This window comes from Streptomyces sp. NBC_00483, assembly GCF_036013745.1.
Taxonomy (GTDB): domain Bacteria; phylum Actinomycetota; class Actinomycetes; order Streptomycetales; family Streptomycetaceae; genus Streptomyces.
The window spans coordinates 7,345,798-7,368,818 of the sequence record NZ_CP107880.1; the positions used below are offsets into that span (position 1 = coordinate 7,345,798).

The 23,021-nt window shown below is 71.8% G+C and carries 15 protein-coding genes; 8 read left to right on the top strand and 7 right to left on the bottom strand.

Annotation, left to right across the window (positions count from 1 at the left end; genetic code table 11):
* Positions 1-19 precede the first annotated feature (19 nt).
* Both OHA73_RS32940 and OHA73_RS32945 read right to left on the bottom strand, forming a co-directional pair.
* Complete coding sequence (locus tag OHA73_RS32940) at positions 20-502, bottom strand: DUF456 domain-containing protein (protein WP_266715216.1); 483 nt, start codon at positions 500-502, stop codon at positions 20-22.
* An 85-nt stretch (positions 503-587) separates the two neighbouring features.
* A complete protein-coding gene (locus OHA73_RS32945; RefSeq protein ID WP_267068754.1) occupies positions 588-1,568 on the bottom strand; it encodes a helix-turn-helix transcriptional regulator in 981 nt (326 codons plus the stop codon).
* 193 nt (positions 1,569-1,761) lie between these two features.
* Between OHA73_RS32945 and OHA73_RS32950 the strand changes: the two genes are divergently transcribed.
* The 3 genes from OHA73_RS32950 (at position 1,762) to OHA73_RS32960 (ending at position 8,983) form a co-directional block, all read left to right on the top strand.
* The gene (locus OHA73_RS32950) at positions 1,762-5,517 is read left to right on the top strand and encodes a S8 family peptidase (protein WP_327656853.1); all 3,756 of its coding nucleotides are present in this window, start codon (positions 1,762-1,764) and stop codon (positions 5,515-5,517) included.
* Between the two features lie 131 nt (positions 5,518-5,648).
* Positions 5,649-7,157 carry a protein phosphatase 2C domain-containing protein gene (locus OHA73_RS32955; RefSeq protein WP_327656854.1) on the top strand — a complete coding sequence of 503 codons (1,509 nt, stop codon included), beginning with the start codon at positions 5,649-5,651 and terminating at the stop codon, positions 7,155-7,157.
* Between the two features lie 80 nt (positions 7,158-7,237).
* Complete coding sequence (locus OHA73_RS32960; protein ID WP_266715220.1) at positions 7,238-8,983, top strand: pyruvate dehydrogenase; 1,746 nt, start codon at positions 7,238-7,240, stop codon at positions 8,981-8,983.
* Positions 8,984-8,993: 10 nt separating this feature from the next.
* Here OHA73_RS32960 and OHA73_RS32965 read toward each other — a convergent pair whose 3' ends face one another.
* Entirely contained in the window at positions 8,994-12,056 is a 3,063-nt protein-coding gene (locus OHA73_RS32965; protein ID WP_327656855.1) for an alpha-mannosidase, read from the bottom strand.
* 290 nt (positions 12,057-12,346) lie between these two features.
* Here OHA73_RS32965 and OHA73_RS32970 point away from each other — a divergent pair, with 290 nt between their 5' ends.
* Positions 12,347-12,802 (top strand): ATP-binding protein, encoded by a 456-nt coding sequence (locus tag OHA73_RS32970; protein ID WP_267068750.1) that lies wholly within the window; start codon positions 12,347-12,349, stop codon positions 12,800-12,802.
* Between the two features lie 30 nt (positions 12,803-12,832).
* Here OHA73_RS32970 and OHA73_RS32975 read toward each other — a convergent pair whose 3' ends face one another.
* Together OHA73_RS32975 and OHA73_RS32980 are read right to left on the bottom strand one after the other, a co-directional pair.
* Complete coding sequence (locus OHA73_RS32975) at positions 12,833-13,921, bottom strand: DUF2637 domain-containing protein (protein ID WP_327656856.1); 1,089 nt, start codon at positions 13,919-13,921, stop codon at positions 12,833-12,835.
* A 186-nt stretch (positions 13,922-14,107) separates the two neighbouring features.
* Complete coding sequence (locus OHA73_RS32980) at positions 14,108-14,962, bottom strand: (2Fe-2S)-binding protein (protein ID WP_266715224.1); 855 nt, start codon at positions 14,960-14,962, stop codon at positions 14,108-14,110.
* 209 nt (positions 14,963-15,171) lie between these two features.
* Between OHA73_RS32980 and OHA73_RS32985 the strand changes: the two genes are divergently transcribed.
* Positions 15,172-15,882: a GntR family transcriptional regulator gene (locus OHA73_RS32985; protein ID WP_327658570.1), complete on the top strand. Its 711-nt coding sequence runs from the start codon at positions 15,172-15,174 to the stop codon at positions 15,880-15,882.
* Between the two features lie 95 nt (positions 15,883-15,977).
* On the opposite strand, the gene OHA73_RS32990 is transcribed toward OHA73_RS32985, so the two are convergent.
* Together OHA73_RS32990 and OHA73_RS32995 are read right to left on the bottom strand one after the other, a co-directional pair.
* Positions 15,978-16,739 (bottom strand): hypothetical protein, encoded by a 762-nt coding sequence (locus tag OHA73_RS32990; protein WP_266715225.1) that lies wholly within the window; start codon positions 16,737-16,739, stop codon positions 15,978-15,980.
* 174 nt (positions 16,740-16,913) lie between these two features.
* Positions 16,914-18,617 carry a PucR family transcriptional regulator gene (locus OHA73_RS32995; RefSeq protein WP_327656857.1) on the bottom strand — a complete coding sequence of 568 codons (1,704 nt, stop codon included), beginning with the start codon at positions 18,615-18,617 and terminating at the stop codon, positions 16,914-16,916.
* Positions 18,618-19,031: 414 nt separating this feature from the next.
* Between OHA73_RS32995 and OHA73_RS33000 the strand changes: the two genes are divergently transcribed.
* From OHA73_RS33000 to OHA73_RS33010, 3 genes are read left to right on the top strand one after another with little or no spacing between them, the layout of a single operon-like run.
* Entirely contained in the window at positions 19,032-19,934 is a 903-nt protein-coding gene (locus OHA73_RS33000) for an FAD binding domain-containing protein (RefSeq protein ID WP_266715227.1), read from the top strand.
* Positions 19,934-20,512 carry a (2Fe-2S)-binding protein gene (locus tag OHA73_RS33005; RefSeq protein WP_327656858.1) on the top strand — a complete coding sequence of 193 codons (579 nt, stop codon included), beginning with the start codon at positions 19,934-19,936 and terminating at the stop codon, positions 20,510-20,512. The genes OHA73_RS33000 and OHA73_RS33005 overlap by 1 nt, the downstream gene beginning before the upstream one ends.
* A 5-nt stretch (positions 20,513-20,517) precedes the next feature.
* Positions 20,518-22,911, top strand: a complete 2,394-nt coding sequence (locus tag OHA73_RS33010) for a xanthine dehydrogenase family protein molybdopterin-binding subunit (protein ID WP_266715229.1) — start codon at positions 20,518-20,520, stop codon at positions 22,909-22,911.
* The last annotated feature ends 110 nt before the right edge of the window (positions 22,912-23,021 follow it).

Genomic DNA, 23,021 nt, shown 5'->3' on the forward strand with positions numbered 1-23,021 from the left:
TTTCCGCAGGGTGCGGGGCTCACCCCCAGATGACCGCGCCCAGCCACGCCCCCACGATCAGCAGGCACGCGAACAGCTCCGCCAGCACGCTGGAGCCGCCCGCCCGCATGGCCGTGCGCGTCGACGCGAGCGCGTCGCCGTGGCCCCCGAGCCGCAGCCGCTCCGATACGTAGATCCCGCCCATGAACCCCGGCACCGCCCCGACCACCGGCACCACGCAGAACCCGATCACCGCGCCCGCGCCCGCCCAGAACTCCAGGCGGCGGGTCGCGCCCGCCTGCCTGAGGCGGCGCGGTGGCAGCTGCCAGCGCAACACCTGGGAGGCCAGCAGGACGACGGTGGCGCCGACGAGGACACCCCAGGCCAGCCCGTTCGGATCCCGCAGCGCCCACACGGCGAGTGCGGCCCACACGAGCCACGATCCGGGTACGCCCGGCACCAGTACCCCGCACAGGCCCAGCACCATCACGGCGCCGACCAGGAGGAGTTCCCACGCTCCCATGTGCACAGGGTCCCCCACGTGCGGCGAAAGCGCAGGTCAACAGAGTCTCAATGAGGTCTCATCGGGCTCGGCGGGCTCATCGGGCTCACCGCGCCACCCAGCCCCGTTCGTACGCATGCCACCCGAGCTGCAGTCGCGTGGTCACGCCCGCCAGCTCCATCAGCCGTTTCACCCGTCGCTGCACCGTCCTGAGCCCCAGATCCAGCTGCTTGGCCACGCTCGCGTCGGTCAGGCCGGCGAGCAGCAGGGAGAGGATCTCCAGGTCGAGGCCGTCGGGACCCTCCGTGCCGACCTCCGCCACCTCGCCCGCCGCCCCAAGGCGTAGCGGCAGCGCCTGCCGCCAGACCGCCTCGAAGAGTCCGCTCAGCGTTTCGAGCAGCCCGCTCGCGTGCACCACGAGCGCGGCGGGCTCGCCATGGTGCCGGGTCAGCGGCACCATGGCGAGCGTCCCGTCGGCGATCACCAGCTTCGTCGGCACCCGGTCCACGACCCGCACCTGCTCGTCCCTGCCGATCGCCGCCGACAGCTCGGTCAGGCCCGTCGGCATGGCGAGCACCTCGCGTTCGAGGACGACGCGGTAGCCGACGCCCCGGCTGACGGCCTGCGCCTCCGCGTCGTTCTCCGTGGCGGGCACCGCGATCGGGTTGCCGGTGACCAGCGCGCACACCTCCTCGGTCGCGCCGAGCTGGATCTGCAGGAACCGCTGGGCCGCGGCCGCCGCCCCGGTCACCACCTCGACCAGGTCGTGCGCGGCGGGCTCGGTGGCCTGCGCCCGGAACTCCGCGGCGAGCCGGGCGGCCGCAAGCTCCGCCTCGTCCAGCTCGTGCCGCCGCTGGGTGAGCAGCGCGCCGAGCGCGACCCCGGGCGGCGCCGCGACCCAGCGCCCGGGGCGCGCCGACGACTGGGCGGCGAGCCCGTGCTGCTCCAGGCGGCGCAGCGCGTGCTCGGTCTCGTGCTCGGCGCGGGTGAGGCGCCGTGCCAGGTCGGGGACGTCGGCCGCGCCCACCGCGACGAGCGCCCGGTAGGCCGCCTCGTGCCCCTCGTCCAGACCTATCGCGTGCAGCATCCGGCGATCCCCTCCCCAGTGAACCGTTCCAACACCCCCCCCGTGGCGGGAAACGGCCACGGCACATTCCCGCCGCACCCATCTTCCCTGTACCGGCCATCACTCTGCCAATGTGGCGCCACCGCAGCACCAACACCCGTCGGGAATACGGCCTTTGGCCCGTATTGACCCGCGCTTCTACTTGGGGAGAGCGATGCGCCCGATATCGCGTGCGGCCCTGGGCACGGCGACCGCCGTCGTCCTGGGCATCACCGCGGCCGTCCCGTCCGGGGCCCTGGAGGGGAGGGCCCCGGACGGCGGCCGGCCGCTCGTCGGCAGCCCCGCCGCCGCTGCCAAGAGCTCCGCGGTCACGGTCACGCTGGTCACAGGCGACCGCGTCGTCGTCACCACCGACGCCGAAGGACGCCCCACGGCGGCGGCCCTGCCCGCCGCCGACGGCAGTACCCCGCTGCTGCAGACCAGGCAGTCGGGCAAGGACCTGTACGTCTACCCGGACAGCGCCGCGAAGGCGCTCGCCGGGGGCCGCGTCGACGAGGAACTCTTCAACGTCACCGGCCTGATCCGGCAGGGCTACGACGACCAGCACAGCGCGACGCTGCCGCTCATCGCCACCTACGACAAGTCCGTTGATGTGGCCCGTAGTACGCCCGCCGCACCGCGCGGCGCGCAGCGCGGCCTCGTCCTCGACCCGGTCGACGGCGTCGCGTTGAAGGCCGACAAGAAGAAGGCCGCCGACTTCTGGGACGACGTCTCAAGTCCCCGCTCCCGCGCGGCCGGTGACCTGAAGAAGCTCTGGCTCGACGCCAAGGTCGAGTCACTCCTTGCCGACTCCACGAAGCAGGTGCACGCCGACGAGGCGTGGGCCGCGGGCTACGACGGCAAGGGCACCAAGGTCGCCGTCCTCGACACCGGCGTCGACACCGAACACCCCGACCTCAAGGGCCGCGTCGCCGAGTCGAAGAACTTCACCGACTCCGCCGACGCCGACGACCACCAGGGCCACGGCACCCACACCACGTCCACGGTCGGCGGCTCCGGAGCGGCGAGCGGCGGCAAGGAGAAGGGCGTCGCCCCGGGCGCCACGCTGCTCAACGGCAAGGTCCTCAACGACGGTGGATCCGGCGCCACTTCGTGGATCATCGCCGGCATGCAGTGGGCCGTCGACCAGAAGGCCGACGTGGTGTCCATGTCGCTGGGCAACCCGGACGAGCTGGACTGTTCCGACCCCATGTCGCAGGCCACGCAGGAACTCGCGCGGTCCTCGAAGGACACGCTCTTCGTCATCGCGGCGGGCAACTCCGGGCCGACCCTCAACACGGTCTCCTCGCCGGGCTGCGTGCCCGAGGTGCTCACCGTCGGCGCCGTCGACAGCGACGACGAGACCGCGAGCTTCTCCAGCCGCAGCCCCGTGCGGCGCACCCACACCCTCAAGCCCGAGATCGCCGCGCCGGGCGTCGACATCAAGGCGGCCGCCGCGGGCGGCCGGGGCGTGTACGCGTACCAGTCCATGAGCGGTACGTCGATGGCGACGCCGCACGTCGCGGGCGCCGCCGCCCTCGTCAAGCAGCGCCACCCCGACTGGACGGCGCAGCAGGTCAAGCAGGCGCTCGTCGCGTCCGCCGATGCCGACATCCCCGGTGACACCCGGGAGACCGGCGGCGGCCGGCTCGACGTGAAGGCCGCCGTCGACCAGAAGGTCCTCGGCGCGGGCGCCGTGCAGGGCGGCACCTTCAACTGGCCGCAGGACAGCAGCGACCGCACCACCGTCCAGGTTCCGTACACCAACACCACTGACAAACCAGTGAAGTTGAGCCTCGACGTCGACGGTGTCACCGGCAACGACGGCTCCGCCGTGAAGTCCCCGGTCGCCCGGCTCGGCGCCCGGGCGGTCACCGTCCCGGCGGGCGGCACCGCCCAGGTCCCGCTGACCGTCGACCCGACCGCACACCTCACGAAGGCCCAGTACGGCGACGTCACCGGCCGGATCCTCGCCACCGGGCCGGGCGGCGTGCACCTGAGCACCCCGTTCTCGCTGTACGTCCAGCCGGAGACGGTCACCCTGCGCGTCAAGGTGGTCGACCGGCAGGGGAATCCGGCCACCGCCGGTTCCTCGCTCGACCTCGTCGGCACCGACGACGCGTCCGGCGAGCGGCGCGTCAACGACGGCGCCGCCGACCAGACGTACCAGGTCAGGCCGGGTGCGTACGCCCTGTCGGCGTTCGTCGCGACGCCGGAGACCGAGGGCACGCTGATCGGGTCCGCGACGTTCCTGGGGCGTCCGCAGCTGAACCTGACCAAGGACACCACCGTCGTCCTCGACGCCCGCAAGGCCCACAGGCTGAGCGTGCAGACGGACCGGGAGAGCGAGGTGCGCGGCGCCACCCTCGGGTTCGCCCGCACCTTCGGCGAGGACAACTGGCTGCACGCGGCGAGCATTCAGGGATCGCGCACCGTGCGCGGGTACTACGCCGATGTCCAGGGCGAGGTCCGTGACGGCGACTTCGAGTTCGACAGCTTCTGGCGCGCGGCCGCCCCGCAGATCAGCGAGTTCGGTGTGGTCGACGGGCCCGCGCTGCACCCGGTGACCGGCTCCACGAACTCCTCGAACCTCGACGGTACGGGGACCTCCGAGGTCGTCTCCGCGGGGGCCGGGACCGCCGATGAACTGGCCGCCGCCAAGGGCAAGTTGGCGTTGGTCAAGCTGCCCGAGGGCGGCTCCGCGAGCACGGTCGCGCAGGCCGCGATCAAGGCGGGCGTCAAGGGGGTCGTCCTGTACCGGGAGGCCGCGGGCCGCTGGTACCCGACCGTCGGCTTCGTCGGCGCGCAGATCTCGATGCTCGGCCTTGAGAAGGCGGAGGGCGCGGCGCTCGCCGGGCGGATCGCGGCCGGGACCACGACACTCCGCTGGAAGGCGACGGCGAAGAGCCCGTACGTGTACACGCTCGCGTTCCCCGAGACCGGGCAGATCCGCGACGACCGCGGCTACCGGGTGTCGGACCGGAACCTCGCCACGAACAAGGCCACGTACAAGGCGATGGGCGCGGCCACGGACTACGTCGACCTGCCGTCGGTGTCCCGGCCCACCGGACTGACCACATCCTTCGGGGACTTCGCCCTGGTCGCCGCGCCGTCCACCCGCACCGAGCTGTACTCGCCCGGTGCGACCGGCTACGGCCACCAGGTGTCCAGCAGCTTCCCGTGGGGCGAGTTCATGATCGACCCGGTACGGACGTACGAGAAGGGGGAGAAGCGCGCCGAGGAGTGGTACGGCGGCGCGATGGCCCCCACCACGCCGCTCGACGCCTCCGGCAAGCAGACGCTCGCCGCGGAACGCCAGGGCAACCTGATCGGCGTCGCCCCCGGATTCTGGGGAGACGGTGAACACCAGGGCGTCCAGGGCTCGTTCGGCGACATCGGCGGCGTCGAGCTCAAGCGGAACGGGGAGACCGTGGGCTCCTCCGGCTGGCCGTACGGCGCCTTCACGGTCCCGTCCGGAGACGCGGCGTACGAACTCACGCTGAACACAATGAAGTTGAACGGCGGCAAGACCTGGCTCCGTTCCCCGCAGACCACGACGACATGGTCGTTCCGCTCGCGCGAGGAGGGGAACACGTACTCGCAGGGCATCCCGCTGCTCTTCCCGCGGATGACGTTCCCCGAGGACGGCATGAAGACGCTCGTCGCGAAGGACGGCCAGAAGGTCGCCCTGACGGCGACGGGTCACGCGGGCTACGAGCCGGGCGCCCTGACGAAGGCCGCGCTCTCGTACTCGTACGACGGCGGGGAGACCTGGACCGAGGCGAAGACCTCGAAGCGGGACGGCAAGTGGACCGCGACGGTCGACCACGCGGGGGCCTCCGGCAAGCAGGTCACCCTCAAGGTCCAACTGACGGACGCGAAGGGCAACTCGGTCACGCAGACGGTGAACCGGGCGTACGACGTGCATTAGTTCGGACGCTCACCCGATCCGGTCCGCCGGGTGGTCCTCCCGTGGGGGGTAGGGCCGCCCGGCGGGCCCATTTCGGTGGGCTTTTCCCGATGCCCCGTTTTCGTACGGCCCGTGCCGTGGACAATGAGGGCATGAGCCAGCAGGGGGAGAGGCCCACCGGTCACCCGGCCCAAGGGGACGACTGGTGGGGGAAGTTGTACGACAACGAGGCCGCCGCCGAGGACACCGGGCCCACTCCGGCCCCGGACACCCTGGACGACCGCTTCAGCTCGGCCGGCGCGGTCGCGTCCCCGCACTCTCCGCCGCCCCCGGCCCCACCGGCCGTCGACGACCCACCCGTGCCGGAGCCCCGCCACGCCCCGTACCCGGAAACACACCACGTCTGGACCACCCCACCCGTCCCGGACGAACCCGGCGCCGACGCACCCGAGGCGGAACCACCGCCACCTCCGGAAGCTGCGCCACCCCTGCCGGAGGCTCCGCCCCCGCCCGAAGCCGCGCCACCCCTGCCGGAGACGCCTCAGTCCGCAGCCGTGCCGCCCCTGCCCGAAGCGCCTCCCCCTCCGCCGGAAGCACCCCGCGTAGAAGCCCCACCGGCCCCTCCGGAGGCACCCCCACTCCCGCCGGAGGCTCCTCGCGCCGAAGAGACCGACCCGGCCCCGCCGCAAGCGGACCCCGTCATCTACGTAGGCGACGGTCCGCCCACCTACGACGCCGAGCCCAGCGCTCTTCCTCTCGCCGATCCGGAGGATCTGGACGATCTCGTCGCGGACACCGTGCTCGACGGGGCGCGGTGCGGGGTGTCGACCTTGCGGGCCGTGTCCGTGCGGGGGGACTCCGCGCGGTACCGGGGCGAGCTGCGGCGCGACAGTCTGCTCACCGCGCGGTTCGGGAGCGGGTCCACGGCGCTGATCCTCGTGGCGATGGCCACCGGCGCCCGCGCCACGCCCGGCGCGCACCGGGCCGCCGCCGAGGTCTGCGAGTGGATCGGGCGGGCCGTCGGGCTCAGCCACACGCGGCTCGCGGAGGACGTGCGGGCGGGCCGCAGGGGCGACCTCAAGTCGGGCCTGCACCGGCTCACCGACCGCAGCCTCGGCAAGCTGCGGGCCGGCGCCACCGAACAGGGCCTGGACCCGGAGCAGTACGCCGCGACGCTGCGCTGCCTGCTGCTGCCCGCCGACCCGGCGTGCCGCACCCGCGTGTTCTTCGGCGTCGGCGAGGGCGGACTCTTCCGGTTGCGGGACGGGGAGTGGCGGGACATAGAGCCGAGCGTCGCCGAGCAGAGCGGCGAACCCGTCGTCGGCTTCGGTTCGACGCCGCCGGCCGAGACACCGGACGGCGACCGGCTCACGATGGACCTCAACATCACGACGCCCCCGAGCCCCTACGAGCCCGCGCCCCCGCCGCCCCGCGACGCCTTCCGGTTCCGCGCCTCCGTCGCCCGACCGGGGGACACGCTGCTGCTGTGCTCGCCGGGCCTCGCCGAACCGCTCCGCGGAGAGCCGGATCTCGCCCGCCACCTGGCGAACAGGTGGGCGGACGCCGATCCTCCGGGTCTCGCCACGTTCCTCGCGGACACCCAGGTCCGGGTGAAGGGATACGCCGACGACCGAACGGCTGCGGCCGTCTGGGAGGCGTGAGCACGCCCCGTATGAATTCATGGAACACGGAAGAGCTGAGAAGCAACGCGGAGACCGGGTTCCGAAAGGGCGCGTGAGTCATGGCCAAGCAGAACGTCGCCGAGCAGTTCGTCGACATCCTCGTCCGCGCGGGCGTCGAGCGCATGTACGGAGTCGTGGGCGACAGCCTCAATCCGGTCGTCGACGCGATCCGGCGCAACGACGCGATCGACTGGGTCCACGTACGGCACGAGGAGACCGCCGCCTTTGCCGCAGGCGCGGAAGCGCAGGTCACCGGAAAGCTGACCGCGTGCGCCGGGTCCTGCGGGCCCGGCAATCTGCACCTCATCAACGGCCTCTACGACGCCCACCGCTCGATGGCCCCGGTCCTCGCCCTCGCCTCGCACATTCCGTCCAGCGAGATCGGCCTCGGCTTCTTCCAGGAGACCCACCCCGACCGGCTGTTCTCCGAGTGCTCGCACTACAGCGAGATGATCTCCAGCCCGAAGCAGATGCCGCGCGTCCTGCAGACCGCCATCCAGAACGCCGTCGGCCGGTCCGGCGTCAGCGTCGTGACCCTCCCCGGCGACGTCGCCGACGAAGCCGCGCCCGAGACGTCCATCGAGACCGCGATCGTCACCTCCCGGCCGAGCATCCGCCCCGGCGACGCCGAGATCGACAAGCTTGTCGAGCTGATCGACGAGGCCGGCAAGGTCACCCTGTTCTGCGGCAGCGGCACCGCGGGCGCGCACGCCGAGGTCATGGAGTTCGCCGAGAAGATCAAGTCGCCGGTCGGCCACGCGCTGCGCGGCAAGGAGTGGATCCAGTACGACAACCCGTACGACGTGGGCATGAGCGGGCTGCTCGGGTACGGCGCCGCGTACGAGGCCACCCACGAGTGCGATCTGCTGATCCTGCTTGGCACCGACTTCCCGTACAACGCCTTCCTGCCGCAGAAGGACGTCAAGATCGTCCAGGTCGACGTGCGGCCCGAGCACCTCGGCAGGCGCTCCAAGCTGGACCTCGCGGTCTGGGGCGACGTACGCGAGACGCTGCGCTGCCTCACGCCGCGCGTGAAGCCCAAGTCGAACCGCAAGTTCCTCGACCGGATGCTGAAGAAGCACGCCGACGCGCTCGAAGGCGTCGTGAAGGCGTACACGCGCAAGGTCGAGAAGCACACCCCCATCCACCCCGAGTACGTCGCCTCCGTCGTCGACGAACTCGCCGCCGAGGACGCCGTGTTCACGGTCGACACCGGCATGTGCAACGTCTGGGCGGCCCGCTACATCTCGCCCAACGGGCGCCGCCGCGTCATCGGCTCGTTCTCGCACGGCTCGATGGCGAACGCGCTGCCGATGGCGATCGGCGCCCAGTTCACCGACCGGAACCGGCAGGTCGTCTCGATGTCGGGCGACGGCGGGTTCTCGATGCTGATGGGCGACTTCCTCACCCTCGTCCAGTACGACCTGCCGGTGAAGGTCGTCCTCTTCAACAACTCCTCTCTGGGAATGGTCGAGTTGGAGATGCTGGTGGCCGGGCTCCCCTCGTACGGGACGACCAACAAGAACCCCGACTTCGCCGCGATCGCCCGCGCCGCCGGTGCCTACGGCGTCCGCGTCGAGAAGCCGAAGCAGCTCGCGGGCGCGCTCAAGGACGCGTTCAGGCACAAGGGGCCCGCGCTGATCGATGTCGTCACCGATCCCAACGCCCTGTCCATCCCGCCGAAGATCAGCGCCGAGATGGTCACGGGCTTCGCCCTCTCCGCCTCGAAGATCGTCCTCGACGGCGGAGTGGGCCGGATGGTGCAGATGGCCCGCTCCAACCTCCGCAACATGCCGCGTCCCTGAAGCCTCCGCATCACACCGGCCGCAGCCGCAGCGTCAGGATCTGGAACGGGCGCAGGGACAGGGCGAGACCGGCGTCCGAGGTGTCGGCCGCGTGCAGCGGGCGCTCCAGGAGGTCCGTCTCGTCCGCGCCCGCCACCGGGAACGCCGCCGTGAGCGTCGCGTTCGCACGCCCGCCCCGCGACTCGTAGAGCCGCACCACGACATCCCCGCTGCGGTCCTCCGCGAGCTTCACGGACTCCACCGTGACCGCCGGGTTGTCGACCGCGACCAGCGGCGTCACGGCGGGCGCGGGCGCGATCCGCAGCGGCAGGTTCAGGGCGAGCCCCTCCGCCACCGCGTCGCCGGTCGTCGCGCCCGGCAGCAGCGCGTACGTGAAGCGGTGCGTGCCCAGGTCCGTCTCCGGGTCGGGGGAGTGCGGGGCGCGAAGGAGCGTGAGGCGGACCGTGGTGCCGAGGCCCTCGTCGTGCGCGGCGCGCGTCACGTCGTGGCCGTACGTGGAGTCGTTGAGCAGCGCGACCCCGTAGCCCTCCTCCGCGACCCGCAGCCAGCGGTGCGCGCAGATCTCGTAACGGGCCGCGTCCCAGCCGGTGTTGGCGTGCGTGGGCCGGTTGACGTGGCCGAACTGGATCTCGGCCGACGACCGCTCCGCGTGCACGTCCAGCGGGAACGCCGCCTTCAGGACCTTCTCCGACTCCTGCCAGTCGATGTCCGTGACGACATCGAGGCGCCGGCTGTCCGCGGCGAGCCGGTACTCCTGCGTGATCCGGGACTTCCCGAAGTGGCGGGTGACGCGCACGGAGACCCGCAGCGGGCCCTCCTCGACCAGCTCCACCGACTCGGCGCGGGTGAGGTCGGTGCGGGTGTTTCGGTAGTGGGCGTCCAGGTCCCAGGCGTCGTACTGCGTGGGGTGGTCGGGGTGCAGTTGCAGCAGGTTGCCGCGGCTGCCGGGAGCGAGCGTCTCGCGGCCGCCGTCCCTCAAGTCCCGTACGGAGGTGAGGAGTCCGTCGCTGTCGATCGTCACGGTGAGGTGTTCGTTGGCGAGGATGATCGAGTCCGTCTCCCGCGTCGCCGCCGCGTGCGCGCCCGGTCCGTGCGTCTGTCCGGCGGCCTCGGTGAGGGAGCGGGCGCCGAGCCCATCGACGTTCACGTGCGTCAACTGCCCGTCGTGGGCGACGACTTCGCTGCGCGGGTACGGCGAGGCGTTGAGTGCCGACGGCGCGGACCCGCCGAGGCGGTGTACGGCTCCGGTGGTGATGTCGTCCAGTTCCGCGAGTACCTGGGCGTAGGTCTCCCGGGCCTCCCGGTGGACCCAGGCGATCGACGAGCCCGGCAGGATGTCGTGGAACTGGTGCAGCAGTACCGTCTTCCAGATCCGGTCGAGTGCGTCGTACGGATAGGCGTAGTCCGCGTCGTGCAGGGCGGCGGCCGTGCACCACAACTCGGCCTCGCGCAGGGCGTGTTCGGAGCGGCGGTTGCCCTGTTTCGTCTTCGCTTGTGTGGTGTACGTGGCGCGGTGCATCTCCAGGTACAGCTCGCCGGACCAGACGGGGGCCTTCGCGCCGTACTCCTCGTGCGCGGCCTCGAAGAACGCGGCCGGCTTCTCGATGTCGACGCGCGGCGATCCCTCCAGCGAGCGCAGCCGGCGCGCCTTCTCCAGCATCTCGCGGGTCGGGCCGCCCCCGCCGTCGCCCCAGCCGAACGGGACGAGGGAGCGGGACGCGCCGCCCTTCTCCGCGAAGTTCCGCTCGGCGTGGGCCAGTTCGTTGGCGTGGAACTGTGCGTTGTAGGTGTCCACGGGCGGGAAGTGCGTGAACACCCGCGTGCCGTCGATGCCCTCCCACCAGAACGTGTGGTGCGGCATCTTGTTCGTCTGGTTCCAGCTCAGCTTCTGCGTCAGGAACCACTTGGCACCCGCGAGCTTCGCCAACTGCGGGAAAGCGGCCGTGTATCCGAAGGAGTCAGGGAGCCAGATCTCCTCCGTCTCCACGCCCAGCTCGTCCTGGAAGAACCGCTTGCCGTGCACCAGCTGACGCGCGAGGGCCTCGCCGCCGGGCATGTTGGCGTCCGACTCCACCCACATCGAGCCGACCGGGGACCAGTTCCCGTCCGCGACCGCCTTCTTGATGCGCTCCCAGATGTGCGGCTGGTGCTCCTTCACCCACGCGTACTGCTGCGCCTGCGAGCAGGCGAAGACCAGCTCCGGGTAGTCGCGGGCCAGCGCCGTGACGTTCGCGAACGTGCGCGAGGCCTTGCGGACCGTCTCGCGCAGCGGCCACAGCCACGCCGAGTCGATGTGCGCGTGCCCGGCCGCCGAGACCCGGTGCGCGCTCGCGTGCGCGGGACGGGACAGCACCTCGGCCAGCTCGGTGCGGGCCGCCGCCGCGGTGCCGGGGACATCGTGCAGATCGAGGGCGTCCAGCATCCGCTCCAGGGCGCGCAGGATGTCGTGGCGCCTGGCCCGGTCCGCGTCCAGCTCGTGCATCAGCTCCGAGAGCACCTCGACGTCCAGGACGAGATGCCAGACCTCCTCGTCGAGTACGGCCAGATCGGCAGAGCGGAATCGGTAGTTGGGGCGATCCCCTGCGGTCAGTACGTCACCGAGGAAGGTGGGTTCGAAGTCCCGCAGCACCGTCGGATTGGCCGCCGCCTCGAGGAGCAGATGCACCGGCTCCCCGCCGGCCGCGCGCGCCGCGATCGTCAGATGCCGGTTGCGCGGGTGGATGCCCTTGAGGGGTACACCCGACGCGTCGTACAGCAGTCCCTCCGCCTGGAAGCCGGGCCCCTGCCCGGAGAATCCGGGGTCGACGACCGCCTCGACGTGCCGCCCCTCCCACTCCTCGGGCACCCGCCCCTCCAGGCGGAACCAACTCGTCGACCACGGCTTTCCCCACGCGGTGCCGGTCTCGAAGGGCTCGTACGTGCCGTCCAGGGCCTCGGCCACCGGAACCGGTTCCCCCGGTGCGTGCCAGACGCTCATGCTCAGCGGTACCCGCGCCCCGTACTGCGCGGGCCGCACGAATTGGCGCATCGCGCGGTCGAGTCGGCCTTCCACGAGGTGTCGGTCGTCGTGCACGGCGTCTCCTTCGGTGCTCCTGCGGTGCTGTTCGCTGCTCGTACTGTGCCGGTCCCCGGCGGCGTCCCCACGCTTCCTTACCCGGCGCGGCGCCGGACACCCCGGCAACTGGTGGACCAATCAACAAGCGTGCCGATCAGGCAGCGGGGCATTCATCCCCGTGTACGCGTTCGAGAGCACGCCGAGCGGCAGGAGGCCGGAGCGAGGAAGGCATCGCGAGCCGCGTGTGGGCGGGGGCCATGAAACGGCAGATACGAGGAGGGGGCGCCCCAGTGGGTGACAGGGGCTCCATGACGTACGAGAAGGGGGCCGCCGTGAGTACGGCGGATCGGGGGGACGGGCCGCCGAGGCAGCTCAAGCGCAAGCTCGGCAAGGCGGACCTGCGGGCCGTCCCGGAGGTGAGGCGCGCGCTGCGCGAACTCCTCCTGCACTGGGGAAGGCCCGGAAGATCGGAGGTGGCGGAGCTGCTGACCAGCGAACTCGTGACGAACGCGCTGGTGCACACGGACTGTGAGGCGGAACTCACGGCGACCGTGGGCTCGCGCTCCCTGCGGGTCGAGGTCCGCGACTTCGTCTCGCGCAGGCCCAAGCCACGCGTACCGCACGCCGACGACGGTACGCACGGAACCAATGGGCGCGGACTCATCCTGGTGCAGTCGCTCGCGGACGCCTGGGGCGTCGCGGCGCTCGGCCCGGGTGCCACGGGCAAGGTGGTCTGGTTCGAACTGGACGGCGGCGTCGTGTGATCCCACGACGCCGCCGTACCACGGACGGGCTCAACCGAGCTGCTGCTCAAGGTCCTTGAGCTTCTGCTCCAGAGAGTCGAGCCGGGGCAGCGCCTGCGTATCGTCCTCCGCCGTCAGATCGACGGTGACGGGCGCCTTCTGGTCACGGGACCTACGGATTCCCTTGACGGCCTGGAGGGAGGGGCGGGCGCGCAGCGGAAGCTGTTCCGGTGCGGGCGCCGCCTGCGGTAGTTCCGACTGCGGGGCCGCCCCCGATATGGCGGACTCCGGGCCGGGTTGTCCGGAGCTGCCGGCCTCCACCTGCCGGGGGTCGCGGGCGCCGAAACCCCGGCTCAGCGCCTTCAGTTGGGCACGCTCCAGCTTCTGGTGCTCGCGCTGGCGCATCCGGTTCTGCGTCTTCTCCCGCTTGTCCTCGCGCACCTCGTCCACGGCCTCGTCGAGGGTCCGCACATTCTCCAGGAGCATCAACGACCAGGCGCTGTACGTCTCCAGGGGCGCGCGCAGCCAGCGCACGATCCGGATCTGCGGCAACGGCCTCGGCACCAGGCCCTGTTCGCGCAGCGCCGCGCGGCGCGTCTGCTTCAGGGCACGGTCGAAGAGGACGGCGGCCGAGAGGGACATCCCCGCGAAGAAGTGCGGGGCGCCCGCGTGGCCCAGGCCCCTCGGCGCGTGCACCCAGTTGAACCAGGCGGCGGCGCCGGCGAACGTCCACACGAGTATCCGGGAGCCGAGCGCGGCGTCGCCGTGGCTGGCCTCGCGCACCGCGAGCACCGAGCAGAACATCGCGGCGCCGTCGAGCCCGAAGGGGACGAGGTACTCCCAGCCCCCGGACAGGTTCAGGTTCTGCTTGCCGAATCCGACCAGGCCGTGGAAGGAGAGGGCGGCGGCGACGGCGGCGCAGCAGAACAGCAGCACGTACGAGGCGGTGCCGTAGACGGCCTCCTTGCGCCTGCGGCGCTCCTCGGTGCGTTCCCACGAATCGTCGGAGAACATCCCCGCGTCCTTCTTGGCGCCCCCGGCGCGCCTGCCGCGCGCGAGCACTGCGACCGCCGCCAGCATGCCCAGGAGCAGTACGGCGCCCGGAAGCAGCCAGTCCAGCGATATGTCGGTCAGTCTCATCAAGGGTCCCTTGCATCGCGATAGGGCGGAACGGCGCCATATTGGCCCAGTCGCCCGACCCCGCAGGGGGTTTCGGGGCAAGAGAACGCCATTGGTGTGCAAGGGGGCGCGTAAAGCGGTCGTACGCTCGAACTCCCGCCGGGAAAACGGCAGTTGAGTTCGAATTACGTCACTCGAACGGGTGGTTCAGGCTGCCGCGGCTGCGGTGAGCCTGCCGACCCGGTCCGCGTCACAGGTACGCGGGCACGTCACACAGGTGTCCTGCGGGCGCAGCGTGTAGAACATGCAGCAGCTCGCGCGGTCGCGGGTGGGCAGCAACTCCCCGTCGGGGCCCGTCAGTTCGCGGAACGCGGCCTTCCCGACGTACGGCTTCGTGGCGCCGGGGAGCAGCGCCTCCAGGTCGGCCATGGCGCGCCGCTCCTCGCCGAGGAGGTGGCCGACGTACCAGAGGGACTCGACGATCTCGTCCGTCGCCATGCCCCACAAGGCGCGCGGGCCGCGCCGCATCCGCGGTCCGAAGCCGGCGAGCACGGGCTGAAGGTGCTCGGCGACGGCCGCGCGGACCTCGGCGCGCAGCGCCTCCTCGTCCGGGACGACGCGGGCGCCGGGCAGCTTCGCCGCCGGGTCGTCGGGGAGGCAGGCGAACTCGGTCACGTGGACGGCGAGCCGGCCGAGCGTGCGCTGGAAGGCGACCTCGGAGGCCGGGAAGCGGGGCACGCGGCGGTGCAGGAACCAGGGGAGGGTGATGAGCAGGCAGGCGGGCCAGGCGTAGCGGTGCAGGCCGAAGCTCGCGATCACGTCGGGGCGGGCGCCGGTGCCGTAGTCCTTGAGTACCTGTGCGTTGTCCCACGCGAGGAAGGCGTCGAGCGCGGCGCCGCCCTCGGCGAGCCGCTCGGTGTGCACCCAGCCCGCCCCCTCGGGCAGCGCCTGACCAGCGGGTACCTCGGTGACGCCCAGGCCCGGGAACACCTCGGTGAGGCGGGCGTACGCGGCCGAGACCGCGCTGGGAGGCGCGCCGAGCGCCGACGTGGTGAGGGGCATGAGGGGGCCACCGATTCCTGATCGTTTACAGGTAAGCCTTACCTTACCCGACCGGGGTGGGGTTTGAACTGTCGGCAAGGCCCTCTATCGTTCGTCGTTGAGCTTCGGACAAACGGCAAGGAACGGCGGCGAAGGGGATGACCGGGGTGGAGCGGACGAGACCACGCGCGGCACGCGACTCCTCCATGGGAGTGCCGGAGCAGCGGTCGATGCCGGCCTGGGCGCCGCGACCCTCCGTGCCCGTATCCGCGCCGGCCTCCGTCCCCGAGCAGAGCCGCGGTGACCACACCCACAGCGAGCCGCCCGCACCCGGGCTCGTGGCGCGCGGAGTGGTCGAGCGGACGTCCGTGCGCGGCCAGGTGCTCGACGCGCTGCGGGCCGCGCTGGTCTCCGGCGACCTCGCGCCCGGCGAGGTCTACTCGGGGCCGGCCCTGGGTGAGCGCTTCGGGGTCTCGGCGACGCCGGTGCGCGAGGCGATGCAGCAGTTGGCGCGGGAGGGTGCGGTCGAGGTCGTGCCCAACCGGGGGTTCCGGGTGACCCGGCGCTCGGACCGCGAGCTGGCGGAGCTCGCGGAGGTGCGGGCGCTCGTCGAGGTGCCGGTGGTGACGCGTCTCGCGCGCACGGTGGCGCCCGCGCGGTGGGCCGAGCTGCGACCGCTGGTCCGTGCGACGGCGGTGGCCGCCGCGATGGGGGACCGGGCGGGGTATGCGGAGGCGGATCGCGCCTTCCACCGGGCCGTTCTCGCGTTCGCGGGCAACGACCAGGTGATCCGGGTCGCGGACGATCTGCATCGGCAGGTGGGGTGGGCCGCGGCCGACCTCGCCGTTGACGCGCGGCAGCATGGCGCGTTGCTGGATGCGTTGGAGGCGCAGGACTGCGGTGCGGTGACCTTGTTGGTGCGGGAGCACGTCGGCGGGTAGAAGCCGACCGTGCCTACGCCGCGGGGCTCTGCCCCGGGCCCCGCTGGCTCTCGTCCCAAGGCGGGGCTTAACATGCTCAGCCCGCACCGAAGGCTTCAGGCCGCGGCGGGCAACACCCCCGCCAACCAGGTGGGTACACCGTCCAGCAACCGGAACAACCGACCCGCCTCCGCGCGCAACCGCGCCTTCGTGTCCGGTTCCGGTTCGGCCTCCGCCAGGGACGCGAGGGCCGGGGCCGTGCCCACCAGGTAGCCGAGTTCCTCACGGATGCGCAGGGACTCCGTGAAGCCGTGCCGCGCCTCCGCCAACTCGCCCTCCCGTAGGGCGAGTCCGGCGAGGTGGCGCCAGGTGAAGGAGAGCAGGAGCGCGTCGCCGTGGGCCGTCGCGCCCGCGTGGGCCCTGCGGTACGCCGACCGGGCCGCCTGCGGCGAGTCCGCCAGGTTCTCCGACATCAGGCCGCGCCGGAAGTCGAGCAGCGCGCGGCCTGCCGCACCCGGAGCGATGAGCGCCGCTGCCCTGCCGAACGCCGAGCGCGCCTCGTCGGACCGGTCCTGCGTCTTCAACAGCGTGGCCTCGTACGCGAGTTGACCCCGCTCGCACGCCGCCGCGCCCCGTTCCTCGTCCGTGTGGGCCAGCGCCTCCGCCGCACGCAACGCGTCCTCCGCGTCCGCCCACCCCTGCTCCGTGTACAGGCACCGTTCCACCAGCAGCGCCGCCCGTTGCAGGGCCGCCCCCGCGTCCGCCGCCGCGTGATGGTCGAGGAGTGCCGCGGCGTCGGTCCAGCAGCCGCGCGAACGCAACCGCCATACCGCGGTCTGGAGTGGATCGTCCGCTGTGTTCGTTCCGGTACCAGACATGGCGGTAGACGCCACATTGCCCTCCCGAGCACGCCATCGAGCCGAGTTGCCGTGGGCATCTCAGCACGGATCAAGGCGCCCGGCCAAGGGGGTGGGTGAAAGATTTCACAAAGGGATGGGGTTCCCAAGCGCTCCCAAGATCGCTAAGGGGATGCGCGTGGGCTTGATGGGACGTCAGCTCATCCGCAACGCCAGGAAGAAGTCCAACTTGTCCTCCAGGCGCGACAGATCACGACCCGTCAGCTGCTCGATGCGGCCCACCCGGTACCGCAACGTGTTCACGTGCAGGTGCAGCCGGGACGCGCAGCGGGTCCACGAGCCGTCGCAGTCGAGGAACGCCTCCAGCGTCGCGATCAGCTCGGCGCGGTGCTTGTGGTCGTAGTCACGAAGGGGGTCGAGCAGCCGGGCCGTGAACGCGCGGCGTACGTCGTCCGGGACGAAGGGCAGCAGCAGGACGTGGGACGCCAGCTCCTGGTGGCCCGCCGCGCACACCACGCCCGTGCGGGCGGCCGCCACGCGCCGTGCGTGCCGCGCCTCCTCCAGGGCGCCGCGCAGCCCCTCCGCGGAGTGCACCGCGGCGCTCACGCCGATCGACAGGCGCCCCTGGTCGGCGAGCCCGGCCGCGAGGGGTTCACGTACGGCGGTCAGCAGCGTGTCCGCGAGCAGGCCCTGCTCCGAGCCGTCGTGCTCCGCGGCCACGGCGGGCAGCGGCACCAGGGCGATCGCCTCGTCCCCGCTGTGCGCCACGGCGATCCGGTCGGACGGCTCGGCGGCGTCGGGGCGCGCCCCGGCCTCCGGGGCGATGAGGATCTCCTCCAGGAGCGACTGGGCCACGGCCCCGCCCCCGGCCTTCTCGCCCTGCTGGTCCGCCCACTCCACGCGCGCCACGACGACCTGCCAGTGCGGGGCCGCGCCGAGCCCCGGCAGCAGCACGGGCGCCGCGACGCGCAGGCGCGCCGCGATCTCCGCGGGGGCCGCGCCCGCCTGCACCAGCTCAAGGACCTCCTGCGCGAGCCTGCGCCGCACCGTGCGCGCCGCGTCCCGGCGCTCGCGCTCCACCGAGATCAGCTGCGTGACGCCCTGAAGCAGGTCGAGCCGCTCCTCCGGCCAGTCGCCCGCGTCCGCCTCGACGGCGAGCAGCCAGTCCGCGAGGACGCTCGCCCGCGCGTCGGCGGAGGGCGCGGCGGCCGGCCCGTCCTTCGGCGCCGAGCGGATCGGGAACAGCGAGTACGTGACCCCCTCGACCGTCACCCGGTGCGGGCTGCGCCGCCCGGTGCGCAGGGCCGCCAGGTGCTCGGCCGCCAGCCGGGTGCGGATCTCCGCGGGCAGCGCGGGCCCGGCCGCCGACGAGCCCGCTATCGCGCGCCCCGTCGGGGAGAGCACCCAGGCCCGCAGGTCCAGGTCGCTGCCGAGCAGGTCGAGGACGACGTCGGGGCCGCCGCCCGCGGGCCCCGAGGTCATCAGGCGCCGGTGCCGGTCGACGACCGCCGCGAGGTCCCCGGCGCGCTCGCCCGAGACCTGACGCACGACGTGCTCGGTGATCGTCCCGAACGCCACGGACTGGGCCACCGAGAACAGCGGCACGCGGTGCCGGGTGCAGGCCTCGACGAAGTCCTCGGGGACGTAGCCGAACTCGGCGGTGCCCGCCGCGACGGCCGCGACGCCCGCCGCGGCCATCAGCCGGGCGAAGGGCTCGGAATCGGCCGGTTCCCGGTGCCAGGCCAGGCCCGTGAGGACCAGCTCGCCGCCGGACAGGTAGCGGCTGGGGTCCCGCAGGTCCGTGGTCATCACGCCGCGGACGGTGCGGTCGAGCTCATCCTCGCCGCCGAGGAGGCTGAGGCCCAGCGCGTCCGTGTCCAGCAATGCGCGCAGCCGCATGTGTTCGTCGCCGCCGATCTGTCTTGAAGTCGTACCGGAGTGGAACCCACGGACCGCTGCCCAGGGTGTCCCGGGGAGCTGTGTTCGTAGTTTCCAGAAGAAAACGGTGAGGTTACTGATGCCACCCGTTCATACGAATCTACAAGACACCCCCGTGGGCCAGCCAACGCGTTCATGTTTTCCGTGACTGACACTGCCGGAGCACAGGCGGTGTACTGGCTTCACTCCGCGTGAACAGCACCTGGAACTGAACAGAACGAGCCCCTGTGATCCTCCCGCCCGTCGCCCACCACCGCCCTTGCACGGAGCGCGTCGCGCACCCCTCCTCTTCGGCTCGATCGCATCGCCCCCACGACGCACGAACCACGCACGATCCCTGCCCGATCCACGAACCTCACGGAGAAGAGAGCCGTTATGGACTTCCTTCGCCCCGGCAGCTGGGAGGAGGCGCTCGCCGCGAAGGCCGAGCACCCCACAGCCGTGCCGATCGCAGGCGGCACCGATGTCATGGTCGAGATCAACTTCGACCACCGCCGCCCCGAGTACCTGCTCGACCTCAACCGCATCGGTGAGCTGAACGAGTGGGAGGTGGGCGGGGGGCCTCAGAGCGACACCGTCCGGCTCGGCGCCTCCGTCCCGTACACCAAGATCATGGAGCACCTGCGCGGTGAGCTGCCGGGTCTCGCCCTCGCCTCGCACACCGTCGCCTCGCCGCAGATCCGCAACCGCGGCGGCGTCGGCGGCAACCTCGGCACCGCGTCGCCGGCCGGTGACGCCCACCCGGCGCTGCTCGCCTCCGGCGCCGAGGTCGAGGTGGAGTCGGTGCGCGGCTCGCGGCGCATCCCGATCGACGAGTTCTACACGGGGGTCAAGCGCAACGCCCTCGCCGAGGACGAGCTGATCCGCGCCGTGCACATCAAGAAGGCCGAAGGGCCCCAGCAGTTCTCCAAGGTCGGCACGCGCAACGCGATGGTCATCGCGGTGTGCGCCTTCGGCCTCGCCCTGCACCCGGAGACCCGGACCGTGCGCACCGGCATCGGCTCGGCGGCACCCACTCCGGTCCGTGCCAAGGCGGCCGAGGAATTCCTCAACTCCGCTTTGGAAGAAGGCGGGTTCTGGGACAACGGCAAGATCATCACCCCGTCGGTCGCCAAGCAGTTCGCCACGCTCTGCTCCGGCGCCTGCAACCCGATCGACGACGTGCGGGGCACTGCCTCGTACCGCCGTCACGCGGTCGGCGTCATGGCACGCCGCACGCTGACCTGGGCCTGGGAGTCGTACCGCGGCTCGGGCGTTCGCACGGAGGGAGCCGCGTAATGCGCGTCAATTTCACGGTCAACGGCCGTAAGCAGGAAGCCGACGACGTCTGGGAGGGCGAGTCCCTTCTGTACGTGCTGCGCGAGCGGATGGGGCTTCCGGGCTCGAAGAACGCGTGCGAGCAGGGGGAGTGCGGATCCTGCACCGTCCGGCTCGACGGGGTGCCCGTGTGTTCGTGTCTGGTGGCCGCGGGACAGGTCGAGGGCCACGAGGTCGTCACCGTCGAAGGGCTCGCCGACCACGCCAAGTCCCGTACGTGTGCGTCCCATGAAGGCGGTACGACGCTTCAGGACGCGCAGAGCTGGTCCGCCAAGGGCGCCGACTCGCAGACCGGCGAGGGCGACGAACTCGCCCCGATCCAGCAGGCGTTCATCGACGCGGGAGCCGTCCAGTGCGGCTTCTGCACGCCCGGTCTGCTGGTCGCGGCCGACGAGATGCTGGAGCAGAACCCGAGCCCGTCCGACGCGGACATCCGCGAGGCGCTCTCCGGGAACCTCTGCCGCTGCACCGGCTACGAGAAGATCATGGACGCGGTCCGGCTCGCCGCCGCGCGCCAGACGCAGCCGGAAGGGGTCTGAGCAGCATGGGTACGACAGGAATCCCCGGCAAGGTCACCCAGGGGTCGCAGACCAAGGGCGGCATCGGCGAGTCCACGCTCCGCCCGGACGGCACCCTCAAGGTCACCGGCGAGTTCGCGTACTCGTCCGACATGTGGCACGAGGACATGCTGTGGGGCCACATTCTGCGCTCCACCACCGCGCACGCCGAGATCGTGTCGATCGACACGGGCGAGGCCCTCGCAACTCCCGGTGTCTACGCGGTACTTACGTACGACGACCTCCCCACGGCGATGAAGAACTACGGCCTGGAGTTCAAGGACACCCCGGTCCTCGCCCACGGCAAGGTCCGCCACCACGGTGAGCCGGTCGCCTGCATCGCGGCCGACCACCCGGAGACCGCGCGGCGCGCCGCCGCCAAGATCAAGGTCGAGTACCGCGAGCTGCCCGTCATCACCGACGAGGCCTCCGCGACGGCGCCCGACGCGGTGCTGGTGCACGAGGGCCGCACCGACCACCACGCGGACCACGTCCCGCACCCGAACATCGTGCACCGCCAGCCGATCATCCGCGGCAACGCCGAAGAGGCCGCCAAGAAGGCCGACTTCGTCGTCAAGGGCGAGTACACCTTCGGCATGCAGGACCAGGCCTTCCTCGGCCCCGAGTCCGGCCTCGCCGTGCCGGCCGAGGACGGCGGCGTCGACCTCTACGTCGCCACGCAGTGGCTGCACTCGGACCTCGGCCAGATCGCCCCCGTCCTCGGCCTGCCCGAGGACAAGGTGCGGATGACGCTGTCCGGCGTCGGCGGCGCGTTCGGCGGCCGCGAGGACCTGTCGATGCAGATCCACGCGTGCCTGCTCGCGCTGCGCACCGGCAAGCCCGTCAAGATCGTCTACAACCGTTTCGAGTCCTTCTTCGGGCACGTCCACCGGCACCCGGCGAAGCTGTACTACGAGCACGGGGCCACGCGCGACGGCAAGTTGACGCACATGAAGTGCCGCATCGTGCTGGACGGCGGCGCCTACGCCTCCGCCTCCCCGGCCGTCGTCGGCAACGCCTCGTCCCTCGCCGTCGGCCCGTACGTGCTCGACGACGTCGACATCGAGGCCCTCGCGCTCTACTCCAACAACCCGCCCTGCGGCGCCATGCGCGGCTTCGGCGCGGTCCAGGCGTGCTTCGCGTACGAAGCCCAAATGGACAAGCTGGCCGACAAGTTGGGCATGGACCGGGTGGAATTCCGGCAGCTCAACGCCATGGAGCAGGGCACCATCATGCCGACGGGCCAGCCCGTCGACTCGCCCGCACCGGTCGCCGAACTGCTGCGCCGCGTCAAGGCGATGCCGCTGCCGCCCGAGCGCCAGTGGGAGTCCAGCGAGGGCGCCGACGTGCGCCAGCTGCCCGGCGGCCTGTCCAACACCTCGCACGGCGAGGGCGTCGTACGCGGTATCGGCTACGCCGTCGGCATCAAGAACGTCGGCTTCTCCGAGGGTTTCGACGACTACTCAACTGCCCGTGTCCGTATGGAGGTTGTCGGCGGCGAACCCGTCGCGACCGTGCACACCGCGATGGCCGAGGTCGGCCAGGGCGGCGTCACCGTGCACGCGCAGATCGCCCGCACCGAGCTGGGCGTCACGCAGGTGACCATTCACCCGGCCAACACCCAGGTCGGCTCGGCCGGTTCGACGTCCGCGTCCCGCCAGACGTACGTCACCGGGGGCGCCGTCAAGAACGCCTGCGAGCTCGTCCGCGAGAAGGTCCTGGACCTCGGCCGCCGCAAGATGGGCACCTACCACCCGGCGTGGGCGACCGCCGAACTCCTCCTGGAGGGCGGCAAGGTCGTCACCGACGGCGGCGAGGTCCTCGCCGACCTCGCCGAGGTGCTCGAGGGCGAGGCCGTGGAGGTCGAGGAGGAGTGGCGGCACCGCCCCACCGAGGCCTTCGACCTGCACACCGGGCAGGGCATCGGGCACGTGCAGTACTCCTTCGCCGCGCACCGCGCCGTCGTCGAGGTCGACACCGAACTCGGCCTCGTCAAGGTCGTCGAACTGGCCTGCGCGCAGGACGTCGGCAAGGCGCTCAACCCGCTGTCCGTGATCGGCCAGATCCAGGGCGGCACCACACAGGGCCTCGGCGTCGCGGTGATGGAGGAGATCGTCGTCGACCCGAAGACCGCCAAGGTCAGGAACCCGTCCTTCACGGACTACCTGATCCCCACGATTCTCGACACGCCGACCATCCCGGTCGACGTGCTCGAACTTGCCGACGACCACGCCCCGTACGGGCTGCGCGGTATCGGTGAGGCCCCGACCCTGTCGTCGACCCCGGCCGTCCTCGCGGCGATCCGGAACGCGACGGGTCTGGAGCTCGACCGGACCCCGGTGCGGCCCGAGCACCTCACGGGCACGGGCCCGCAGGCCTAGTCGGCCTCCCCAGGGGTGCCGGCCGCCGCGTCGGCACCCCTTCCGTACCAAAGCGTCTCGGGCCGTCCCCCGGGTCGTGCAGCCATCCCAAAACCCGTGTGCCGTAAGGC